This window comes from Chloroflexus sp. MS-G, from assembly GCF_000735195.1.
Taxonomy (GTDB): domain Bacteria; phylum Chloroflexota; class Chloroflexia; order Chloroflexales; family Chloroflexaceae; genus Chloroflexus.
Genome location: NZ_JPIM01000002.1, coordinates 61,943 through 82,112 on the forward strand (window position 1 = coordinate 61,943; position 20,170 = coordinate 82,112).

The following is a 20,170-nucleotide window of genomic DNA, read 5'->3' on the forward strand; positions in this document are numbered from 1 at the left end:
ATGATGGCAACACTATATGTCGCCTCGACCGAAACCTATGTCGGTAAAAGTGCGGTCTGTGTCGGTCTGCTCCGTCGGATGCAGCAAGACGGCTTCCGTGTTGGTTATATGAAACCGGTAAGTGTCTCGGTAACCCACACGCCCGACGCAGTGCTCGATGAAGATGCGCTGTTCATCCGTCAAACCATCGGGCTTGATGCGCCGATGGAACAAATCGCCCCAGTGCTCATTACGCCAGGGGTGATCGAGTCGATTCTGCGCGGGCAACCGCATTCGTTCGTCAAGACACTCCGCGAGGCGTATCTGGCTATCTCGCGCCAGAAAGACATTGTCGTTTTGGAAGGAACAAACACGTGGGCTGAAGGCGCGCTGGTTGATCTCACTGCCGATCAGGTAACTGATATGTTGCAGGCCCCCGGTCTCCTGGTGTGCCGCTATACCTCAACATTGTCAGTCGATACGATCCTGTCGGTACAACGTTACGTCGGCGATCGTTTGCTGGGGGTCTTGATCAATCAGGTAGAAGAACCACACCGCGAGTTCGTGCGTAATCGGGTGACACCGTTCCTCGAGAGCCGGGGGATTCCGGTGCTGGGCATTTTACCTCGTGATCGCTTATTATCGGGGGTGACGGTCAACGAGCTGGCCCAACATCTGGGTGGGCAAATTATTGGCCGCCCAGAATGGGGTGAGAAGATGCTCGACTCACTGATGATCGGGGCGATGGGCGCGGAAGCCAGCCTTTCGTTTTTCCGTCGACGGGCGAATAAAGCGGTTATTACCGGTGGCGACCGCAGCGATTTGCAGTTGATCGCTCTGCAAACCAGTACGAACGCCTTGGTATTAACCGGTAATATCCGACCATCAATGCAAGTAATGGATCGTGCTGCTGAATTAGAGGTGCCGATCATTCTGGTCGCCGACGATACCCTGAGTACGGTTGATCGCGCTGAACGTCTCTTCGGGCGCGTGCGTTTTCACCAGGAGGCAAAACTGCGTCGCTTCACCGAGTTGCTCGATACCCATTTCGATTTTGATCGTTTGTATCGCTTACTAGGCTTACAAATTCACTAGGAAGCGCTATGACAACCAATCCGTTGCCTGATAACGCAGAAGTGATTGGCCCGCTGATCTTTGTGCCCAACCCTGAATATCCGTACCCGTTTCCGGTTGCCCGTCCACCTCGTTTCTGGATGGAGGAAATTACCGGAAAGCTGGCGGTTGCAGTTGAGCAATATCTACAGGGTGAACCACTAACCGATGATCAATTGGCCATCATTAAACTTTATTTGAAACAATATCTCGAACGAGCAGTTATTGACGACAGTGCCGATCGGAAGCGTTTGCTCAGTCGTATTGATCGGCTGCGCACAACGCGCGATATTGAACGATTTGCTGACGAGTTATCCGAGGTGGGGGTTGAACCGTTCTGAATCAATGCTGTACCGTTATGTTCTGCGCCCAATGTTATTTCGGATCGGCGGCGGTGATGCCGAGACGGCGCACGAACGTACTCTTCACATGCTGGCGCTGATCAGCCGTTCGCGCTTCCTGTGCCAGGTTCTTGAACAGTTTACGACAATCCGCGATCCCCGGTTGCAGCGTACTGTCTTCGGGGTGTCATTTCCTAATCCGGTAGGACTGGCCGCGGGTATGGATAAGGATGGCATAGCGTTGAGGGCATGGGCGGCGCTCGGCTTCGGTTTTGTCGAAGTTGGCACAGTGACCCGTCACCCACAGCCAGGGAATCCTCGACCGCGCTTGTTTCGTCTTCCTACCCACGAAGCTCTGATCAATCGCATGGGGTTCAACAACGCCGGCGCTGCTGCGCTGGCCGAACGTCTGGCCCACCTGCAACCGCCTCCATTGCCGATTGGCGTCTCGATTGGCAAATCGAAAATCACGCCGCTCGAACATGCTATCGATGACTACCGCGAGTCGTTCCGCTTACTCTTTCCATACGCAGCATATATAGCGATTAATGTCAGCTCTCCCAATACACCGGGTTTACGTCAGTTGCAAGATGCCGACCAGCTCAGAGGATTGTTAGCCGCACTACAACACGATAACGCAGCGTTAGGCCGCAGTGATCAGCGTGGCCCACGACCACTGCTGGTCAAAATTGCCCCTGATCTCAGCGATAATGCTATCGCAGAGTTGATCGAAGTTTGTACCGATCATGGAGTGGCCGGTATTATTGCCACCAATACTACTCTCAGCCGTAGCGGATTAACCGGCGTTGAACCGGCCTTGGCCGCCGAAACCGGTGGCCTGAGCGGACATCCTCTGGCCGAACGTGCCCGGCAGGTGGTGCGCTTGATTGCTCGTCTGACCAACGGTCAACTGCCGATTATTGGCGTGGGCGGGATTCACTCACCCGCTGATGCACTTCGGATGTTGGAGGCCGGTGCCAGCCTGATCCAGCTTTATACCGGTCTGGTGTACCACGGGCCGTTCTTACCCAGGCGGATCAATCGTACAATTCTCCAGAGCAGGAAGGTATCGTGATGAGCGGCTTTCTCGGTACAAAAGCTACCTTCGCCCAAGATGTTTCGCTGGTTGGTAGTATCCTGGTCGCCCTTGCGTTTACCGTTGGTGCATACCTGGCTGTAAAAGGATACTACACAGCCCATCGCTGGGTGCAAACCGGCGCCGCTGCTCTGAACCTGGTACTGGTATTTGGAGTGATGATACCTTCCCTGTTTGCAGTGTCGCCCGATGAGAATCTTACTTTGCCGACAGCGGCATTTGTGGCAATGCCAGCCCATGAAGTGATTGGTACCGTTGCCATGCTATTCGGCATATATGTTGTACTGGTCGGTAATGAATGGTTACCATTGCGCTGGCGCTTCAAAAATTATAAATTGTTTATGCGGATTGCCTTCGCACTGTACCTGATAGCAACAATAGTTGGCGTTGCCGTGTATGTTCTGATACACACGTAGCAAGAGCTAGTCTGCGATTGTCATCGAGTACGCCAGCCGCTGGCAGAAATTTGTTCGCAAGTATTTCACAGTACGACAGCGAGCGTACACCGGATTGCGTATGAGCTTATCTCCACAAAAACGAATACTGGTTGCCCTCGACACGCCTGATCTCGATACGGCAGTAGCCCTAGCCACACAACTGCGTGGACTGGTCGGTGGCTACAAGGTCGGACTAGAGGTTTGTACAGCGGTCGGGGTACCCCAGATTGTCAGCGCCATTGCCGGGGTTGGCGGAAATCTCTTTCTCGATCTCAAGCTGCACGATATTCCAAACACGGTCGCCGGTGCGGTGCGAGCCGCCTGTCAGCTAGGGCCAGCAGTGCAGATGTTGACTTTACATTGTCTTGGTGGTCGTGATATGCTGCGCGCCGCTGTTGCGGCAGCGCATAGTATGTCATACCGTCCGCTCCTTCTGGGAGTCACGGTTCTAACCAGTCTTGATGCAACGGCGCTGGCAAATGAACTACAGGTAAAACCGTCACTGACCGACTATGTTGTCCATCTAGCCCGTATGGCGCAGGATTGTGGCCTCGATGGTGTCGTGGCCTCACCACACGAAGTCGCCGCGATTCGCGCGGCCTGTCCACATGTACGGATTATAACGCCCGGTATTCGCCCGTCGTGGGCCACCGAGGGCGATCAGCGGCGGGTAATGACACCGCTAGACGCACTGCGGTCTGGCGCCGATTACCTGGTGATCGGACGACCAATAACGAATCCGCCACCGGCGATCGGTGATCCGGCAACCGCAGCCGCTCGTATTGTCTCTGAACTTGAACAGTACAGTCACAACCTATGAACGAGCACAAACTTCTGACCATCCTCGAACAATTAGGAGCAATTGTCACGAATGACCACATTGTGTATACCTCTGGTCGCCACGGAAGCAGTTATGTCAACAAAGACGCACTCTACCCTCACACCACCGCAGCCAGTCTGGTGGGTGCGGCAATCGCACGTCGCTTCGCCGATGCCAACATCGAGACCGTTGCCGGGCCGACAATAGGTGGCGTCATTATGGCACAGTGGACGGCCTACCATCTGAGCCAACTGTACGGTCATGAGGTATTGGCCGTGTACGCGGAAGAAGAGCACGATGAAACCGGAAAGCGACGGGTCTTTCGGCGTGGATACGACACCCATATTAACGGGAAACGGGTATTGGTGGTTGAAGACGTGATCACGACCGGAGGATCGGTACGGCTGGTTGTGGATGCAGTCAATGCAAACGGTGGTCATGTGGTTGGTATTGGCGCACTCTGCAATCGGGGAGGTGTGACAGCGAGCGATCTCGGTGTCTCGCAGCTAATCGCACTCACCGAGTTGCCGTTGGAGAGTTACCCGGCTGAGACATGCCCCCTCTGCGCTGCCGGTGTGCCCATTAATACCCGGCTGGGTAAGGGGGCAGCGTATCTCCGCAAACAGTCGGTATAATTGCCGTTTTCCAATTTGCTTAGATTGCGGATTGCCGCCACAATCATGGGTCGAGGACAATGAACCCAGGCGTAGTGAAGGTATGACCTTTACTCACCTACGGGCTAGACCCGGTAACGCTGTGTGGATACGTTCTCTTGATTGATCGTCGCATACAAACAGGGAACACCATGGAGTCACTCGCTTACCTTGTTCGGCTTAGTACTGCTGGTCTTCTGCTCGATGTGAATACGTTCCGTGCCCAACGTGATAACCCGTATGCGCTACGTGAAGGCTTTTTAGTTGTGCTGATAGTGGGCATCCTGGTTGGGACCGCCGGAGTGATCGGAAATCTGTTGAGCAGACTGGCCAGTCCCGATCCGTTAGCTGCACTTGCCATCGTGCAACGCTCACTGGAACGCATGGCACTTATCACTGAACTACAGCGGATCAACCCTGATGTTGACCTTAATCCGATTTTCAGTCAGCTCGCAACAAACCTCAGTATCTTGCAATGGAGCGGCATCATTGGTGCCCTGATTACGCCTTTCGTCTATCTGCTGGGCTGGCTGATATACGGCATTATCGCACATCTGGTAGCACGCGCCCTTGGCGGCGAAGGGACGTTGTCCCAAACCCTGGGGTGCACCGCCCTGGCGAGCGGCGCGAACCTGCTTGCTATCGCGCAGGTTCTTCCATTTGTCGAGATTGCCGGAACTACATTGCTGGGCCTGATCGGTTGTTATATTGGTCTGCGCACAGCCCATCAATTATCGGCGTGGCGCGCCTTTTGGGCTGCACTGTTAGGTCCAATCTTGCTTGGCCTTCTGCTTCTGGTCATCAGTTGTGGGGGAATAGCAGTACTGGTTGCTGCTGCCCAGGGGAGCTGATATGTCGATCATGGATACGTTCAACGGCGCATTAACCCTCAACCAGCGCGTCTTTGCCGAGATGCGTGACTCAGCCGATGGTGTGCGACGTGGCTTTCTGCTTATTCTTCTGGTCGGATTGCTGGTCGGCGCCATCCAGAGCGCCAGTAATCTGATTAGCGTTACTAATCCTGACCAGACTGTTGATGCAATCCTTGCCGCCTACCGGCAGGCGCTTGAACAACAAAAGGAAGCAGCCACCACACCCGCACAGCGCGAGGTGATCGATGTACTCGCGGAGAGTGAAGAAGAGATTGGCAATATGCTGCGCGAGCTGTTCACCATGCCCACCCCCTTACCACGACCGATCAGTCTATTCTTACAAGCCCTTGGTCAGACGGTATCGATGCCGTTCACTTATCTGAGTAATATGCTGCTGGCAGTGGTTCTTACCCACATTGCCGCCCGACAATTAGGTGGACAAGGCGGAATCCGCTCGATGGTAGCAGTCGGTTCACTGTCGGTTGCACCGCATGCCCTCGACGCACTCACTTTTATTCCGGTATTGAGCCTGCCGATCAGCCTGATTGCGTGGGGCTGGGGGCTGATCATTCTGATTAGCGGTACAGCAGTCGTGCATCGCCTCGATAGCGGCAAAGCTACGCTCGCTGTCTTGCTCTATCCAAGTCTGTTGATTATTTTAGGCATCTTGTTGAGCTGTTTCCTGATTGTGGTGCTGGTGGGTCTTGCCGGAGCTAGGGCGTGAGAGCCTGATCAAAAACCTGAATTTCTTATCTGGAACGTACCATACCTGCGCAACCATTGCGTGAGAGGATGCCAACATGCGTTCGCGCCGGCAACCTCACGTTCCCCTTCCTCTCCTCTTGTAGGAGAGGAAGGGAGGAAGGGGAAAGGTGAGGGACACCAGGCGTGCTCCACCGCACCGGCGCTAAACCCGGTGCCACCTGGTTCCATCGCGTCGAGGAGCCACTGGCGTTTCCCGCCACCGTTCCCCGCACCATTCTGGAGATGCCATAGTTGCGCCTCATCAAAAGCCCAGGTTGTTGATGAGGCGCTGATTTGCTCGCCACCTCAGCCGACGCCCTTGCCGGGAAGCTGATCAAAACCACGAGTTTCCAATCACGTTCTCAGTATCGGTTAGCACTACCCACTAACTGCCACCCATCACGCCAGATCGGTAGCGCACCGCCACGACTGATAAACACCGCGCCTAACCCCCAACTGGCAATCGCATATCCCAACAGCACTGCGAACACAGGAGCTACAAAGCTCAACAGGATGAGGGGCAGCAGAACAACACAGGCACCGAAAGCAGCAGCCAGCGGTGGTCTGAGTGCCCACCCTGGCGCCCACATGACCGCAATCGCACGAGCAACACCGGTAAAGCCGATGATGTAGGGTATGTGCAGCAAGATGATAAGCGGAATGAAGAGCACCAAACCGACCAGACTGACGGTCAGTAGACCGACCAAAAACGGCAACATCAGCAGGATCAACACCGTCGAGAGGACTCCGACCAGAGCACTACGTAACGGTGCAGCTCGCAGTGTACGTCCAATACCGGCAGTACGTCGCGGCCAGATGAAGGCAACCGCAACACTAAAAAACAGGATCACCAGCCCGCTGACGAAATGACTGACCACCGGTGGTAGCCAGTGACGTATAGCTCGCTGCCCGCCAGCTACCCCTACCAGCGCCGATACGAGGTTTGATCCGGCCAGCGGTTCTATCCCGATCAGTGCTCCCCGTACTTGAACCGCAGGATTGACAACCACCCCCCCGGCAATGGAAAGGACATTTCCCTCAACAACAGCACCGGCTTTCAGTTCAACGGTACCGGTGTAACTGACTACATCGCCGCGCACAATGCCGTGTACCGTGATCGAACCAGCCCAGCTTGTAACATCACCGTCAACTTCACCAAGTACCACAATTGACTGATCAAACGTTGCCAGATGACCCTGATAGCGCTCACCGGCGGAAATAACAACCGGTGGTAGCGGTGCCTGAGCGGCAACCGGCGCCGGTAGCCATAAAACCATCACGCACACCAAGCCAATCCACAACCAACGCTGCCACATCCTAGCTAACCTCAGCCAACGGTGCATCTGCGATGAGACGCCACCACATCCATCCAACGCTCAGCAAGAGTAACAACCCTGGCAGTAACCACCACGCCGCTGCTAGCCAAAGATACCACAACGGCTTAGCTATCAAGATTAAGGTCAAGACCAGGCGACCGACACCGGTTTCCGGATCGCCGAAGAGCGCCGCCGGTGCATCACTGTCGATCAGCAAGCCCCACATTCCCAAAAGCACCAACAGGAAGGGCACCACAGGCCACAGACGATACCAGCGCCAGCGTTTAGGTGGAGGATTACTCAGCCGTCTTACAATCCGTGCTGACAGATCAGCAGGAGGCGATACCATCTGTGGCTCACCCCAACGGGCCAGCAACATCCGCAGTTCGGCCTCGGCTACCGCCAGCTCCGCATCGGTCAGCTCGTCATCCCTTCCGTGTTCCATAAATCCTCCTCGGCGGCAAGCGCCTCTTGCAACAACTTGCGCGCCCGATGTAACCTGGTCTTGACCGTCGCTTCCGTCAACCCCAAAACACTCCCGATTTCTTCGTATGATAAATCGTGCCAGAAACGTAGAATCGCCACGCCGCGATAGTTCTCTGGCAGGCGCTGAAGTGCGCGTTGCACGATCTCCTGTTCAGCACGTTGCAATACACTCCGTTCGGGACCTGGTTGTACGCCTGGCAACCAAAAGGCCACATCTTCAAGAGTTAGCCACTTAAACCGACGGCGTCGCAGGCGATCGATGCAGTAGTTCGAGCAAATGGTGAGCAACCATGTGACGAGCCGTCGCGACGGATCATAGCTTTGAAGACTGCGAAAGGCCCGCAGAAACACCTCTTGCACCGCATCTTCAGCCTCGAACGTGTCGCCCAGCATGCGGTACGCCTGATTGTATAGAACACCGGTATAGCGCTGCACAATCGTCGCGCAGGCCGATTGATCGCCATTACAGGCTCTGGCTACCAGGTCAACTTCATCCGACTGCGACTCACTCACAAATACTCCTCACAAATAGTATACGTCTCGTTAAGAAAAATGTTACAATTTAATCCAGCTATCGACCAACTTGCAAGAGCGGGCAGGTTCGTGTACCATCTTTGGTGATGCGACGGTGATCCGTATTCCGTCGTCAATCCACTGGAGGAAGCCGTGGCCGCTAATATTAATCGAGATCAAATTCGTGCCGCTTTAGGCGAAACCGACCCGGCCGTTAGCTTTTACCTCGACCTGCACTCCGGTGAGGTGTTGCGTGTACCCGACACCGATCCTAGCGCTGAGGCCGAAGCGCTCCGTAATCAGGTCATGGAGGGGTACGGTGATCGCTATCGCTACATTCCTGGTGGCAAAGCCAACCCGACCGATAGCGATGTTCAGGCATGGCTTGAAGCCGAAGGTCTAGCCTGATGCTTCGGGTTTCGAGGCCGGTAAGGCAAGGCAGAGGTATCTCTCTTGCCTTGCCGATACCTTCTGGCTATTGGCTGCCTACTTTTCGTAGGGTTTCCCCACTGCCGCTGGACCAACTGCTCGCCCGATCAAACCGGCCAGCACAATCATCGTGACCACGTAAGGGATCACCTGCAAGAACTGTACCGGCACCGGCCCCCCAAATACCTGCACTTGCAAGATTTGGAAGCGGGTACCAAGCGCCTCGGCAAACCCAAACAACATTGCTCCCCCAAAGGCTCCAAATGGCATCCACTTCCCAAAGATCATCGCCGCCAGCGCAATAAACCCCTTACCGGCTGTCATGCCATCATCGAAGTTCCCTACCGTCTCAAGCGAGAACCATGCTCCACCCAGACCGGCAATACAGCCACTAATGAAGAGATTGATATAGCGCATGCGATTCACCGCAATGCCTACCGTATCGGCAGCCTTGGGATTCTCGCCGACTGCCCGCGTGCGTAGGCCCCAACGGGTCATAAACAACACTACCTGCGTAAGAACAACCAGCAAGAGCATTGCAAAGAAAATCGGCTTCCCGCCGAAGAGCAACGTGCCCGCAATGGGAATTGCCTCAAGCGAACGCGCCAGATCGGGGAATCCTGCGTTTGCGATGATCGCTGAAAGCGACGGCAAGGTTACTCGCCCACCGCCCTCGGTCACGATGTATTGACGACGCAAATAGCCGGTTATGCCAATTGCCAGAATATTCACGACAGTACCGCTAATGATCTGATCGGTGCGGAACGAAATCGAGAGCAGACCATGCAACAAGGCTATGATGCCACCGACGATGACCGCACCGATGACACCCCACCAGAGCTGGCCGGTAAGAATGAAGATAGCGAACCCAAACGCTGCTCCCATCAACATCATGCCTTCGATAGCGATGTTGATCACACCAGAGCGTTCAGCCCATATACCGGCCAATGCGCCAAGGGCCAGTGGTGTTCCCAGACGCAACGACTCGCTCAGCATCACCGTAGCGTTGGTCTGCTTCCCTGCCGCCGCCCAGATTAGGATCGCGGGAAACAGCAATACTGCACTCGTCCAAAGGGAGATATCAGCCCAGCGTTGCACACGATTGGTCAATCCTAGACTACCGGCTATCAGCATGACAAAGCCAATGATTGTCAGGCTCCAGGCGGAAGGAAAAGCAATCACCGGCTGTGGTACGGCAAGTGCAATCCGCGTGACGACCGTATCACCGGCTAATGCCTGTGGTGCATAGTTGAAGATGAGTAGTAGTCCAAGCAAGGCAAAGAATCCAGCAATTACTTGCCGACGGCCTATACCTTTACGGCGCTCGCTCATTGGGAATGTCCTTTCCTTCTCGTCATTGCATTCGATATGATACCATAAGCGATAGCCACCGGATGTCTGTCTGATGGTACGCTAGAGGGTTTTAGAAGCTCTTCCCCTTCCTGGCAGTAGCCAAGAAAATAGAAGAGAGAAAATAAGTCGAAGTAATTGGTAGGGGTGAGTTCTAAAGCAGTCTCAAACTCCCCCTTCCTCGCTCAGGATGGGAAAGGAAGGTAGCTTGAGGAAAAGGTGAGGCGTACCAGCTGCTCACCGCAGGATGCGGGCCAGAGGCCCGCGCACCTATGTGACCGCATGGGTCAGAGAGCACCGTGACTATCTTTGTCATCAAAACGAAACCCGTATGAAAGACGACACAGCACCACTGAACGAAACGGCAATGACCACGACACCAAACCACCATGACCAACCGGCACAACCGATCCTCTTGCCGGACTCTTCCCAGCTCAGCCTGATACAACAGGTGGAAGCAATTCTCTTTGTTGCCGGTGAGCCGGTCACCCTTGAACAACTGACAAAAGTCCTCGCCGTCACACCCACCGAGATCACATCTGTTATCGATGAATTAGTCAGTATCTACGCACAACGTGGAATTCGGTTGCAACGGTACAACGATCAATATATGTTCGTTAGCGCCCCAGAGGCCGCTCCTATTGTCAGACGCTTTCTAGGAACGCAGCAAAGTCAGCGTCTTTCCCCCGCTGCGCTTGAGACGCTGGCGATCATCGCGTACCGCCAACCCATTACCCGCGCCCAGATCGATGCCATTCGTGGGGTCGATAGTAGCGCGGCACTACGGGCACTGCTCAGCCGTGATCTCATCTGTGAAGCCGGTCGGATGGAGACGCTTGGCCGACCAATTCTTTATGCTACCACCCCAACCTTTTTACAAGCCTTTGGTCTGACCAGTTTGAGTGACTTGCCACCCCTTGCAGAAAGTGAGGAATAAGGGATGAGCGAAGCGAGATGCTATCCACGTGTTTCTCCCCGTATGTCCACTCATTATCCACATGAGACCATCACCGGCGACTGGCATGTTCTGATTGCCACCGAGTGCATCAGAATGCGAACTGTGGCTTTACAGATCACCGATCCCAACAAAAGTTATCCACAATTATCCACAAGACAATCTCAACATAATACGTCACTCTATTGACCAAGATCACAAGAAACAATCTATTATCATTGCCTGTCATTATAAGAAACCGTTATAGATTTCTCATATTATGTTGCTTGAAATAAGAGCGTAGTTCGAGTATGATGACATCACGTCAACAGAAGACTTGCTGCCCGCTCTCACCACGAGCGCACTGCTGATGACAACAACGGTGTTGTGAATCCCGCGTTTCGGCGCGGGTGATTCGTTATGTGTGCAGTGGAGAGGCGCGGCTCGCAAGGAGGCGCAGGGTGAATCTGACACAAATCTGGAGAACAACACTAACGACCCTTCAACCGCAAACTTCTCGTCACGACTACGAGGCGTTGTTGCGGCCAGCAACGCTCTTGTCACTTGATAACGGCATCGCGTTAATCGGTGTCTCATCACCTGGGCAAAAGGAAGGGCTAGAGAACCGTCTGCTGATGCCACTACGGAATGCGCTTGCCCGCGTGGTAGGCTACCCGGTGCAGGTACAGGTGCTGATAGCTACCCCCTCACCGCGTCCTGAAGTGGCTGTTCCTATAGTCAACGGTTCGCGTACCCATCTAGAACCAGAACCCATTATTGCCGAGACGCCATCTTCTACGTTTATGTCCAGTAACGGCAACGGTGAGCGTGCGGTGCAACTCGACCTGGCCAGCGCGATGCGATCGGGAATGCTGAACCCTCGCTATACGTTTTCGAGCTTTATTGTGGGATCAAGCAATCGTCTCGCGCACGCTGCCTGTTTGGCCGTCGCCGACAATCCCGGTCAGGCGTACAACCCACTTTTCCTGTACGGTGGTGTCGGACTAGGGAAGACCCACCTGTTGCACGCTATCGGGAACCGTGTGCTCGATCGCGATCCTGAGATCAATGTGCTCTATGTCTCGTCAGAAAAGTTCACCAATGATTTGATTAACGCGATTCGGCGGCAGCAGACCGAAGAGTTTCGGATGCGCTATCGCAACATTGATGTGCTACTTATTGACGATATTCAGTTTATTGCTGGGAAAGATGCAACACAGGAAGAGTTTTTTCATACCTTTAATTCACTTCACTCGGCCTCAAAGCATATTGTGATTAGTTCTGACCGTCCGCCGAAGGCGATTGTAACGCTCGAAGAACGCTTACGTTCACGGTTTGAATGGGGGCTGATTGTTGATGTACAACCCCCAGATCTTGAAACACGTACCGCAATCTTACGAGCGAAAGCCGAACAAATGAGTGTGCACATCCCCGACGAGGTGATCGATTTTCTTGCTCATAAGATTCAGAGCAATATTCGTGAACTGGAAGGTAGCCTCAATCGGGTTGCGGCGTATGCAGAACTGAACCGTGTGCCAATCACTATCGAGACGGCAACTACCGCCCTCGCCGATCTGCTCGGTAATCAGCGTCGTCGCCGTATCAGTGCGGAAGCCATTTTGCAGCTCGTAAGCGAACATTACGGGATTGAAGTTGAACAACTGCGGGCACGGAATCGCTCACGGCATGTTGTAGTGCCCCGTCAGGTCGCGATGTATCTGCTTCGTGAAGAGACCGAGAGTTCGCTGGTCGATATTGGCAATCTGCTTGGTGGACGTGACCACACGACGGTGATGTACGGTTGCGAGAAGATTGCCGAGGAGATTAACAGTGATAGCCGCCTGCGTAGTGAAATCATGGCGATCCGAGAGCGCATTCAGATGATGCGTGGCTAGTACGCTCATTATTGTTCGGCGGAAAGGGGCACGGTTCCGTGCCCCTACGGTGTTTTATCAAACCGATAACCTGACCTTGCTCCGCTTGCTCATCGTTGCTCGTTTGGCGTTTCTCTCTGTAGGTTGCAAGGATGCGCACGGCTTCCCGTGCTGACTGTGGTCGGTAGCCAGGCTCCTTCAAGGCGTGTCCACAATCTGCCGGTCGATCAGCCCTACCGTGATGTCAGCAGTGCGTATTGTCGGCGGTAAATGGCGATTTCATCCTGCGCCAGCTGATCGCGGTCGCGTCCGGGATCACCCGCTGATGGTACTAGAAACGCGGCACAGCCGTTGTGATCGACTCTGGCAGCAGGGAAGCACCGGACACGGCGACGATGGTCATCAGACACCCGGTGAGACACTTATCGCTCAGATCCGCGTGACAGCGTTCATAAGCGACCCAGCCTTGCATCTCTTTGCCCTTCTTGCTTGATGGGAGCCATTTCCTCTTTCCTCATCCAGCCTGTTAGCGCACGATAGGAGCGAATCTTCTTATCCCCGCTTGCGGTGTGGTAGAGCAAGGCAAGTAGTTGTGGTACATTATAAGAGGATATGAAACTGTAGTGAGGACAACTATGCCAATCGAGTGGGTGAAAGTTCGTGACTATACCGACATTATTTATGAACACGATGCGGCCGGTGAAGGGATCGCTAAAATTACGATCAACCGCCCTGAAAAGCGGAATGCGTTTCGCCCAGAAACGGTGAACGAATTGATAGATGCCTTCTCGCGTGCCCGTGATGATGAGCGGATCGGTGTTATCTTGTTTACCGGCGCTGGTGATAAAGCCTTCTGCTCTGGCGGCGATCAGAGCGTGCGCGGGATCGGTGGCTACGTTGGTAAGGATCAAATCCCACGCTTGAACGTCCTTGATCTTCAGCGTCTGATTCGGATTATTCCCAAGCCGGTGATCGCGCTGGTCGCTGGCTACGCCATCGGGGGTGGGCACGTCCTACACGTCGTTTGCGATCTGACCATTGCTGCCGACAACGCGATCTTTGGTCAGACCGGGCCGAAAGTGGGGAGCTTCGATGGTGGCTATGGCTCCAATCTGCTCGCACGCATAGTTGGTGATAAGAAGGCGCGCGAAATCTGGTACCTGTGTCGGCAGTACAATGCGCAGCAGGCCCTTGAGATGGGACTGGTAAACGCAGTAGTTCCGCTTGAACGACTAGAAGACGAGGGTGTGCAGTGGGCGCGTGAGATTCTGGAAAAGAGTCCGCTGGCGATTCGTCTGCTCAAGGCGAGTATTAATGCTGCTGCCGACGGCCATGCCGGTTTGCAGCAGTTGGCCGGTGATGCTACTCTGCTTTACTACCTGACTGAAGAAGCGCAAGAGGGTAAGCAGGCTTTCCTTGAAAAGCGCAAACCTAATTTCCGTCGGTTCCGCCGCTATCCGTAGTGGTAACAGGACAATCACGGTATGACAACCAAAGCGAGTGAGGCGCCGCCGTCGTCTCCGTTCAAAATCTGGTTGATGGCCAGCCGTCCGGCAACGCTACCGGCCGCCGTTGTACCGGTGCTGGTCGGCTCGGCCCTGGCTTACAGCGCCGATGCCTTTCAGCCACTGGTGATGCTGGCTGCTCTGTTCGGTGCACTATTCATTCAGATTGGTACTAATCTGGCGAACGACTATTTTGACGCCAAAAAAGGAGCCGATACAAGTGAGCGCCTGGGGCCAACACGGGTCACTCAGAGTGGGTTGCTTCCCGCTCGTACTGTCCTGAATGCGGCGTTGGCCTCTTTTGCACTGGCCGCGTTGTGCGGTATCTACTTGATCGTGGTAGCCGGCTGGCCAATCCTGGTGATTGGTTTACTCTCAATTGCAGCCGGATTGCTCTACACCGCTGGCCCGTTTCCGCTCGGCTATAACGGGTTGGGTGATCTGTTCACCTTTATCTTCTTCGGGCTGGTTGCCGTGATCGGTACCGATTATGCCCACACCGGTCAGTTCCGCTGGGTCGCAGTGTGGGCTGCTCTACCGATTGCGATGCTGGTAACGCCGATCCTGGTCGTTAACAATCTGCGCGATGCCCCTACCGACCGGAAGGCGGGCAAACGGACACTGGCGGTTATCTTTGGTGAACGCTTTGCCCGCAGTGAGTTTGCAGCCCTAGTGATTGGTGCCTTTGTCTTACTACCACTTGCCTGGATGTGGGGTGGCGCTTCGCCCTTCACCCTGCTGGCCTGGTTGACAGCACCGATGGCGCTGAACCTGATCGACTTAGTTAACCGTGAACGTGGACGGGCACTTAACAAGGCCCTGGTCGGCGCCGGTCGCTTGCATCTGTTGTTTGGTGTCCTCTTCGCGATTGGATTGTTGTTCGGCTGATGCAGATTCCAGACTGGCTGGCTCAACAAGCAGCGCGCCATCCCCACCGGCCGGCGCTGATATGCGCCGGTACGATCTTTACCTTTGCCGAACTCAACCGTTGGACCGGTACGGTGGCCGCTCACTTGCAACAGATCGTGTCGCCCGGTGCACGAGTTGCTTTACTGGCGCGGAACCAGGCCGCATTTGCGGCTATCGTCCACGCTGCGCCCCGGGCGCGAATTACGCTGATTCCGCTCAATACGCGGTTGACCGCAGCAGAACTGGCGTTTCAGATCCGCGATAGCACCCCGGCACTGCTGGTCGTTGACCATGATCTGCTACCGCTGGCCCGTGATGCTGCATACACATGCCCGATCGTTACGCTGGAAGAACTAACAACATCGACCACGACTCAGCCATTGCCGGCGCCGCCAGTTGACCTCGATGCTCCCCATACCATCATCTACACTTCAGGTACAACCGGCCGACCAAAAGGAGCTATCTTGACCGCCGGTAATCACTGGTGGAACGCGATTGGTTCGCTCATCAACCTCGGTCTGCACGACGATGATCGCTGGCTAGCAGTTCTTCCGCTCTTTCACGTTGGCGGGCTGAGCATTCTGCTGCGCGGCGCCATATATGGGATGCCGGTCGTGCTCCACGAGCGCTTCGATCCGGCATTGGTGCGTCGTGAGCTGAGCGAACAGCGGATCACGATTGTCTCACTCGTTGCGGTGATGCTACAACGTTTACTCGCTATCGACCAGGCGCCTTTCCCGCCTCATCTGCGTTGCGTCTTGCTCGGTGGCGGCCCGATACCACAGACCCTCCTCAAGCAGTGCGCCGAACGGGGTATTCCGGTCACCCAGACCTACGGGATGAGCGAAGCCGCCTCTCAAGCCGCGACCCTCGCACCGCATGAGGCGCTGCAGCGGCTCGGTTCGGCAGGGAAACCGCTTTTACCGGTTGAATTGCGGATTATCACACCATCTGGTCAAATAGCAGCACCCGGCGAGATTGGTGAAATCTGTCTCCGCGGCCCAACCATTTCGCCGGGCTATCTTGGCTCGCCGCTGCGCCGCCCTGATGAGTGGTTTCATACCGGCGATCTAGGCTATCTCGACAGCGAAGGGTATCTCTACGTAGTGGACCGGCGTAGCGACCTGATCATTACTGGCGGTGAAAATGTCTACCCCGCCGAGATTGAAGCAGTTCTCCTTAGTCATCCGGCGGTGAGCGAAGCCGGTGTGGTTGGTTTGCCCGACCCAGAATGGGGTCAACGTCCGGTGGCAGCCGTGGTATGCCGACAGCCGATCACGACCGATGATCTCATCGCCTACTGTCGTACTCAGTTAGCCAGTTATAAAGTACCGCGTACCATCGTTTTTGTAGACGAACTACCGCGAACCGCAGCAGGAAAACTGCGCCGTTACGAATTACGAGCGTGGTTACAGGCGAGAGCACAACGATCAGGCAACGAATCACCTTCAGCATGGGTCTGAAAACTTCAGTTTCCCAAAAGTACGGACCTCTGGCTGCATTCGGTCATGCATAGGTGAAACCATCGCCACTCACTGCGGTAGATTCACCCGCCCCTCACTCACGCGACCCTTGTACCCCCAACGCCTCGGCACGCTGCGCCACCACGACCGATGGCCGGGTCAACCAAAATCCCAAAACGCTGGTCAAAATCACCGCCGTCCACAATGCGAATGTCGGTGTCACAAACCGAGTCAACGGTGGATGGAAGCCAAGCCCGTAGTCAACCAGGATCGACAGGCTGAAAAATGCAGCTACGAGTGCCCGTGCTGTCATACCAAGCCACCCAAGCCGGGTTGCCAGCAAGACCCCCTCGCATGTCAGACCGATATGCGAAACGAACAACATCACCTCCAGCGGCTCAACCGTACCCGCACCGAGCCAGTGGCGCGTCCAGAAGGCCAGTGTCCATAAGCCATACTTTATGCAGGCGAATGCGGCGAATGCGGTAAACCACGGTACCGGCCGTTGATAACGGAGCAGAACGAAGGCGACGGTAGCGTAAAGCGCAGCCGCCGGGCAATCAGGAATGAAAATCCAGGCCCAGGCAGGTGAAGAGACTAGCATTGGCCCGTACCAGACGATCCCACCCCAGACAACGCCAATCATATTTATCACCATACAGGCCCAAAAGATCACAGCGTTGCCGGTAATAAACACATATATCCAGTCGATCCAGCGACGAACCTGACCCATAACAACCTCACTGACAATAACCGACTACGCAGAGAAACGCAGCGGATCTGCACACCATCCTCGATGGAGAAAGCGAGGAACAGCGGATCACACATTAGCGATCCAGACGACGAATAGGTACCCCGCCAACGAACGCCCCTGGTGGCACATCCCGATTGACCAGACTCATTGCCGATACTGTCGCACCGGCCCCAATCACCACACCCGGCAAAATAGTACAGTTCGCCCCAACTGTAACATCAGAGCCGATCACCACCGGCCCGCGCTTCCATTCCCGGCGCGTCACTTCGTGACACAGAATAGTCGTATTATACCCAATCACACAATTTTCCCCCAGCGTAATATCCTCTGGAAAGAAGATGTCAAACATCACCATCAACCCAACACTGGCGTGCGGCGCCACATTGACCCCAAGCCAGCGGTAGATTACATTTTTCAGGGAAAGCGACGGTGTATAGCGGGCCAGTTGGATCAACGCTGCATTCCGTACAATGCGTAGATAGCCTCCGGCCAGTTGTGGAAAGTACCAGAGCGCATTGTGTGGCCCAGGGAGAGGAACACTTTGGAGACGTGCTTTGCGGGTAGCAGTTGAACCAAGGCCATCGACCAGTTCGGTATCAGAAGAAGTGTTCATCATCGTCAGGCTGCCTCATCCTAACTTGCCAATGACTGGCAAAAAACCACACTTTCTATTACACTACCATGGAAAACTATTTTGGATAACGGAAAACGTATGATCCAGTCAATTGACCGCGCCTTCGATGTGTTAGAAGCGTTAGCCCTGGCCGATGACGATCTGAGTGTCTCTGAGCTAAGTGAACAGCTCGATCTGCCAATTGCGACCGTTCATCGGCTCCTCGCCAGTTTAGCCGCACGCGGCTATGTTACGCAAGAACCAACAACACGCCGCTACGGCCCTGGGCCACGTCTCCTGGAAATTGCTGCCCAGGCTGCCCGCAGTAAGCGTTTCGATCTCGTTCGGATCGCACGTGCCGAGCTGATGAAACTTACTGCCGAAACGGGTGAGACGAGCAACCTAATCATTCGACAAGGCGATGCAGCCGTTTACCAAGAACAGATACCCAGCCCGCACATGGTACGTATGTTTACCGAAGTTGGGCAGCGAGCGCCACTCTACTGCACTGGCGGCGGAAAAGCGATTTTGTCGGCGCTACCCATCCCTGAAATTGAACAGTATCTGGCCCAGGGTCGGTTTGAGCGCTGGACGAAGAAGACGATCACGAATCCGGATCATCTGCGAGCCGAGCTAATGACTGCCCGTGAACGTGGTTTTGCCCTCGATGATGAAGAACGCGAAGAGGGTGTTTGCTGCGTAGCAGCACCAATCTTCGACCGCCGCGGACAAGTGGTTGGTGCGATCAGCCTGTCCGGGCCGTCAACTCGTCTCAACCGTACCCGTGCTGAAGAGCTGGGGCCACGGGTGCGCGAAGCAGCATTGGCCTGTAGCCGCCAGCTCGGTTTTCATCAGCCAAAAGCATAAGGGTCTTTTCACCAACTATCTGCGCTGACGGCATACTGATACGTCGGCGCAAGAACCATCGTCATCTGCGTGCCCCGGCGTGTCGCCTGAATGTCTCGCCTCTGTATCCGTTGGGACGACTCAGTGGATCGCACCGATCCTCGTGCGTCACGCCAAGAGATTGCCGTATGCCAAATGAAACATCGTCCAGGAATCAAGACAACGAGAAGACCTTACCCACCACCATCACCTTCGGCCTCTACCTCGATAGTACGAGCCAACCGGCGATCAAGCGGGACTGGATCAGCATTACCGACCTGTACCGTCAGCGGCCCATCAAAAGGCGCACTGGCCGTCACCACAACCCGCGCCCCTGGAATCAGACCTAAATCGGCCAGGTAACGTAACCGTTCAGCTGCCTGGTCACGTACCCGTACAATACGCGCCGTCTGATGCAGCGGTAAATCGGCCAGCCGGATCGCACGTGTCGTCGGTAACGCCCCATCGATCCCTGGGATCGGATCGCCGTGCGGATCAAAATCGGGAAAGCCTAATCGTTCGGCAATTCGCGCTTCAAGCTTCTCGCTGATATGATGTTCAAGCCGTTCAGCCTCTTCATGCACCTCATCCCAACTATAGCCGAGCGCTTCAACCAGATAGAGTTCGAGCAAGCGATGATGACGAATCACCTCTAACGCAATTCGCTCACCGGCAGGGGTCAAGACCACACCCTGATATGGTGTATGCTGCACCAGGTTCATTTCGGCCAGCTTTTTAATCATACCGGTCACCGATGCCGGACGCGAACCGCGCTGCTCACCGAGCAATGTGGTGGTGACAGCACCTACTTGCTGTTGCAGCAGATAGATCGCCTTCAGATAATCTTCAATTGCCGGTGTAATGCGACCAGGCAAGTTAGGGTCTTCAATTGGGGTCAAGGCGCGTCTCCTTCTGGCGGCGCGAGAAACTCGGCGTTTCATGGCCTCAATGTACCATAAAGCAGTTACTTCCTGCAACAGGCATGGTACAATCGTGGTCAGAGCCTTTGTTTCACAAACGTGCCATTGGTGTAGCCGCCGTGTTTGTGAATAATCTATCGACACCATCCGCATGTGGTTTAATG

General features: G+C 54.9%; 23 protein-coding genes. 16 read left to right on the forward strand and 7 right to left on the reverse strand.

Annotated elements, in window-relative coordinates; genetic code table 11:
* The first annotated feature begins 3 nt into the window (after positions 1-3).
* The 8 genes from JE47_RS0100705 to JE47_RS0100740 all read left to right on the forward strand — a co-directional run bounded on the left by JE47_RS0100705 (position 4) and on the right by JE47_RS0100740 (position 6,035).
* Positions 4-1,074, forward strand: coding sequence for a phosphotransacetylase family protein (locus tag JE47_RS0100705; RefSeq protein WP_031457921.1), 1,071 nt, complete (start codon positions 4-6; stop codon positions 1,072-1,074).
* A gap of 8 nt (positions 1,075-1,082) precedes the next feature.
* Complete coding sequence (locus JE47_RS0100710; protein WP_031457922.1) at positions 1,083-1,433, forward strand: hypothetical protein; 351 nt, start codon at positions 1,083-1,085, stop codon at positions 1,431-1,433.
* The gene (locus JE47_RS0100715; RefSeq protein WP_035418766.1) at positions 1,420-2,508 is read left to right on the forward strand and encodes a quinone-dependent dihydroorotate dehydrogenase; all 1,089 of its coding nucleotides are present in this window, start codon (positions 1,420-1,422) and stop codon (positions 2,506-2,508) included. Before JE47_RS0100710 ends, JE47_RS0100715 begins: the two co-directional genes overlap by 14 nt.
* Positions 2,508-2,945, forward strand: a complete 438-nt coding sequence (locus tag JE47_RS0100720; protein ID WP_031457924.1) for a hypothetical protein — start codon at positions 2,508-2,510, stop codon at positions 2,943-2,945. Before JE47_RS0100715 ends, JE47_RS0100720 begins: the two co-directional genes overlap by 1 nt.
* Before the next feature lie 100 nt (positions 2,946-3,045).
* Complete coding sequence (gene pyrF, locus JE47_RS0100725) at positions 3,046-3,786, forward strand: orotidine-5'-phosphate decarboxylase (protein WP_031457925.1); 741 nt, start codon at positions 3,046-3,048, stop codon at positions 3,784-3,786.
* Positions 3,783-4,421, forward strand: coding sequence for a phosphoribosyltransferase family protein (locus JE47_RS0100730; RefSeq protein WP_031457926.1), 639 nt, complete (start codon positions 3,783-3,785; stop codon positions 4,419-4,421). The genes pyrF and JE47_RS0100730 overlap by 4 nt, the downstream gene beginning before the upstream one ends.
* Before the next feature lie 170 nt (positions 4,422-4,591).
* On the forward strand, positions 4,592-5,290 hold the full coding sequence (locus JE47_RS0100735) for a YIP1 family protein (protein ID WP_031457927.1): 699 nt from the start codon (positions 4,592-4,594) through the stop codon (positions 5,288-5,290).
* A 1-nt stretch (position 5,291) separates the two neighbouring features.
* On the forward strand, positions 5,292-6,035 hold the full coding sequence (locus JE47_RS0100740; protein WP_031457928.1) for a Yip1 family protein: 744 nt from the start codon (positions 5,292-5,294) through the stop codon (positions 6,033-6,035).
* A 382-nt stretch (positions 6,036-6,417) separates the two neighbouring features.
* Here JE47_RS0100740 and JE47_RS0100745 read toward each other — a convergent pair whose 3' ends face one another.
* From JE47_RS0100745 to JE47_RS0100755, 3 genes are read right to left on the reverse strand one after another with little or no spacing between them, the layout of a single operon-like run.
* A complete protein-coding gene (locus JE47_RS0100745) occupies positions 6,418-7,371 on the reverse strand; it encodes a bactofilin family protein (protein ID WP_031457929.1) in 954 nt (317 codons plus the stop codon).
* Between the two features lies 1 nt (position 7,372).
* Complete coding sequence (locus JE47_RS0100750; protein ID WP_031457930.1) at positions 7,373-7,816, reverse strand: hypothetical protein; 444 nt, start codon at positions 7,814-7,816, stop codon at positions 7,373-7,375.
* Positions 7,789-8,370, reverse strand: a complete 582-nt coding sequence (locus JE47_RS0100755; RefSeq protein WP_035418768.1) for an RNA polymerase sigma factor — start codon at positions 8,368-8,370, stop codon at positions 7,789-7,791. The genes JE47_RS0100750 and JE47_RS0100755 overlap by 28 nt, the downstream gene beginning before the upstream one ends.
* 153 nt (positions 8,371-8,523) lie before the next feature.
* Here JE47_RS0100755 and JE47_RS0100760 point away from each other — a divergent pair, with 153 nt between their 5' ends.
* Positions 8,524-8,778, forward strand: coding sequence for a hypothetical protein (locus JE47_RS0100760; RefSeq protein WP_028460346.1), 255 nt, complete (start codon positions 8,524-8,526; stop codon positions 8,776-8,778).
* 78 nt (positions 8,779-8,856) lie between these two features.
* Here the strand turns inward: JE47_RS0100760 and JE47_RS0100765 are convergent, their stop codons facing one another.
* Entirely contained in the window at positions 8,857-10,131 is a 1,275-nt protein-coding gene (locus JE47_RS0100765; RefSeq protein WP_031457932.1) for an ABC transporter permease, read from the reverse strand.
* Positions 10,132-10,480: 349 nt separating this feature from the next.
* On the opposite strand from JE47_RS0100765, the gene scpB reads away from it, so the two are divergent.
* The 6 genes from scpB (at position 10,481) to JE47_RS0100795 (ending at position 16,834) form a co-directional block, all read left to right on the forward strand.
* Positions 10,481-11,086: an SMC-Scp complex subunit ScpB gene (gene scpB, locus JE47_RS0100770; protein ID WP_035418770.1), complete on the forward strand. Its 606-nt coding sequence runs from the start codon at positions 10,481-10,483 to the stop codon at positions 11,084-11,086.
* 458 nt (positions 11,087-11,544) lie between these two features.
* Positions 11,545-12,978: a chromosomal replication initiator protein DnaA gene (gene dnaA / locus JE47_RS0100775; protein WP_031457934.1), complete on the forward strand. Its 1,434-nt coding sequence runs from the start codon at positions 11,545-11,547 to the stop codon at positions 12,976-12,978.
* Positions 12,979-13,282: 304 nt separating this feature from the next.
* Positions 13,283-13,450: a hypothetical protein gene (locus tag JE47_RS21745; protein WP_160173268.1), complete on the forward strand. Its 168-nt coding sequence runs from the start codon at positions 13,283-13,285 to the stop codon at positions 13,448-13,450.
* Positions 13,451-13,592: 142 nt separating this feature from the next.
* The gene (gene menB / locus JE47_RS0100785) at positions 13,593-14,420 is read left to right on the forward strand and encodes a 1,4-dihydroxy-2-naphthoyl-CoA synthase (protein WP_031457936.1); all 828 of its coding nucleotides are present in this window, start codon (positions 13,593-13,595) and stop codon (positions 14,418-14,420) included.
* Between the two features lie 21 nt (positions 14,421-14,441).
* Positions 14,442-15,350, forward strand: coding sequence for a 1,4-dihydroxy-2-naphthoate polyprenyltransferase (locus tag JE47_RS0100790; protein WP_031457937.1), 909 nt, complete (start codon positions 14,442-14,444; stop codon positions 15,348-15,350).
* A complete protein-coding gene (locus JE47_RS0100795; protein ID WP_031457938.1) occupies positions 15,350-16,834 on the forward strand; it encodes an o-succinylbenzoate--CoA ligase in 1,485 nt (494 codons plus the stop codon). Before JE47_RS0100790 ends, JE47_RS0100795 begins: the two co-directional genes overlap by 1 nt.
* Before the next feature lie 94 nt (positions 16,835-16,928).
* On the opposite strand, the gene JE47_RS0100800 is transcribed toward JE47_RS0100795, so the two are convergent.
* Positions 16,929-17,567 carry a DUF1405 domain-containing protein gene (locus JE47_RS0100800; RefSeq protein WP_031457939.1) on the reverse strand — a complete coding sequence of 213 codons (639 nt, stop codon included), beginning with the start codon at positions 17,565-17,567 and terminating at the stop codon, positions 16,929-16,931.
* A 94-nt stretch (positions 17,568-17,661) separates the two neighbouring features.
* Positions 17,662-18,201, reverse strand: coding sequence for an acyltransferase (locus JE47_RS0100805; RefSeq protein WP_031457940.1), 540 nt, complete (start codon positions 18,199-18,201; stop codon positions 17,662-17,664).
* Positions 18,202-18,300: 99 nt separating this feature from the next.
* Between JE47_RS0100805 and JE47_RS0100810 the strand changes: the two genes are divergently transcribed.
* On the forward strand, positions 18,301-19,068 hold the full coding sequence (locus JE47_RS0100810) for an IclR family transcriptional regulator (protein WP_031457941.1): 768 nt from the start codon (positions 18,301-18,303) through the stop codon (positions 19,066-19,068).
* 212 nt (positions 19,069-19,280) lie between these two features.
* On the opposite strand, the gene JE47_RS0100815 is transcribed toward JE47_RS0100810, so the two are convergent.
* Positions 19,281-19,985 carry a metal-dependent transcriptional regulator gene (locus tag JE47_RS0100815; RefSeq protein ID WP_031457942.1) on the reverse strand — a complete coding sequence of 235 codons (705 nt, stop codon included), beginning with the start codon at positions 19,983-19,985 and terminating at the stop codon, positions 19,281-19,283.
* Between the last annotated feature and the right edge of the window lie 185 nt (positions 19,986-20,170).

Bases quoted from the DNA above. Each gene is read 5' to 3' on its own strand.
- JE47_RS0100810 (WP_031457941.1), top strand. From the start codon at position 18,301: ATGATCCAGTCAATTGACCGCGCCTTCGATGTGTTAGAAGCGTTAGCC.
- JE47_RS0100735 (WP_031457927.1), top strand. From the start codon at position 4,592: ATGGAGTCACTCGCTTACCTTGTTCGGCTTAGTACTGCTGGTCTTCTG.
- pyrF (WP_031457925.1), top strand. From the start codon at position 3,046: ATGAGCTTATCTCCACAAAAACGAATACTGGTTGCCCTCGACACGCCT.
- JE47_RS0100805 (WP_031457940.1), bottom strand. From the start codon at position 18,201: ATGAACACTTCTTCTGATACCGAACTGGTCGATGGCCTTGGTTCAACT.
- JE47_RS0100705 (WP_031457921.1), top strand. From the start codon at position 4: ATGGCAACACTATATGTCGCCTCGACCGAAACCTATGTCGGTAAAAGT.
- JE47_RS0100730 (WP_031457926.1), top strand. From the start codon at position 3,783: ATGAACGAGCACAAACTTCTGACCATCCTCGAACAATTAGGAGCAATT.
- JE47_RS0100740 (WP_031457928.1), top strand. From the start codon at position 5,292: ATGTCGATCATGGATACGTTCAACGGCGCATTAACCCTCAACCAGCGC.
- JE47_RS0100790 (WP_031457937.1), top strand. From the start codon at position 14,442: ATGACAACCAAAGCGAGTGAGGCGCCGCCGTCGTCTCCGTTCAAAATC.
- menB (WP_031457936.1), top strand. From the start codon at position 13,593: ATGCCAATCGAGTGGGTGAAAGTTCGTGACTATACCGACATTATTTAT.
- JE47_RS0100800 (WP_031457939.1), bottom strand. From the start codon at position 17,567: ATGGGTCAGGTTCGTCGCTGGATCGACTGGATATATGTGTTTATTACC.
- JE47_RS0100765 (WP_031457932.1), bottom strand. From the start codon at position 10,131: ATGAGCGAGCGCCGTAAAGGTATAGGCCGTCGGCAAGTAATTGCTGGA.
- JE47_RS0100745 (WP_031457929.1), bottom strand. From the start codon at position 7,371: ATGTGGCAGCGTTGGTTGTGGATTGGCTTGGTGTGCGTGATGGTTTTA.
- JE47_RS0100710 (WP_031457922.1), top strand. From the start codon at position 1,083: ATGACAACCAATCCGTTGCCTGATAACGCAGAAGTGATTGGCCCGCTG.
- JE47_RS0100750 (WP_031457930.1), bottom strand. From the start codon at position 7,816: ATGGAACACGGAAGGGATGACGAGCTGACCGATGCGGAGCTGGCGGTA.
- JE47_RS0100795 (WP_031457938.1), top strand. From the start codon at position 15,350: ATGCAGATTCCAGACTGGCTGGCTCAACAAGCAGCGCGCCATCCCCAC.
- scpB (WP_035418770.1), top strand. From the start codon at position 10,481: ATGAAAGACGACACAGCACCACTGAACGAAACGGCAATGACCACGACA.
- JE47_RS21745 (WP_160173268.1), top strand. From the start codon at position 13,283: ATGGTACTAGAAACGCGGCACAGCCGTTGTGATCGACTCTGGCAGCAG.
- JE47_RS0100720 (WP_031457924.1), top strand. From the start codon at position 2,508: ATGAGCGGCTTTCTCGGTACAAAAGCTACCTTCGCCCAAGATGTTTCG.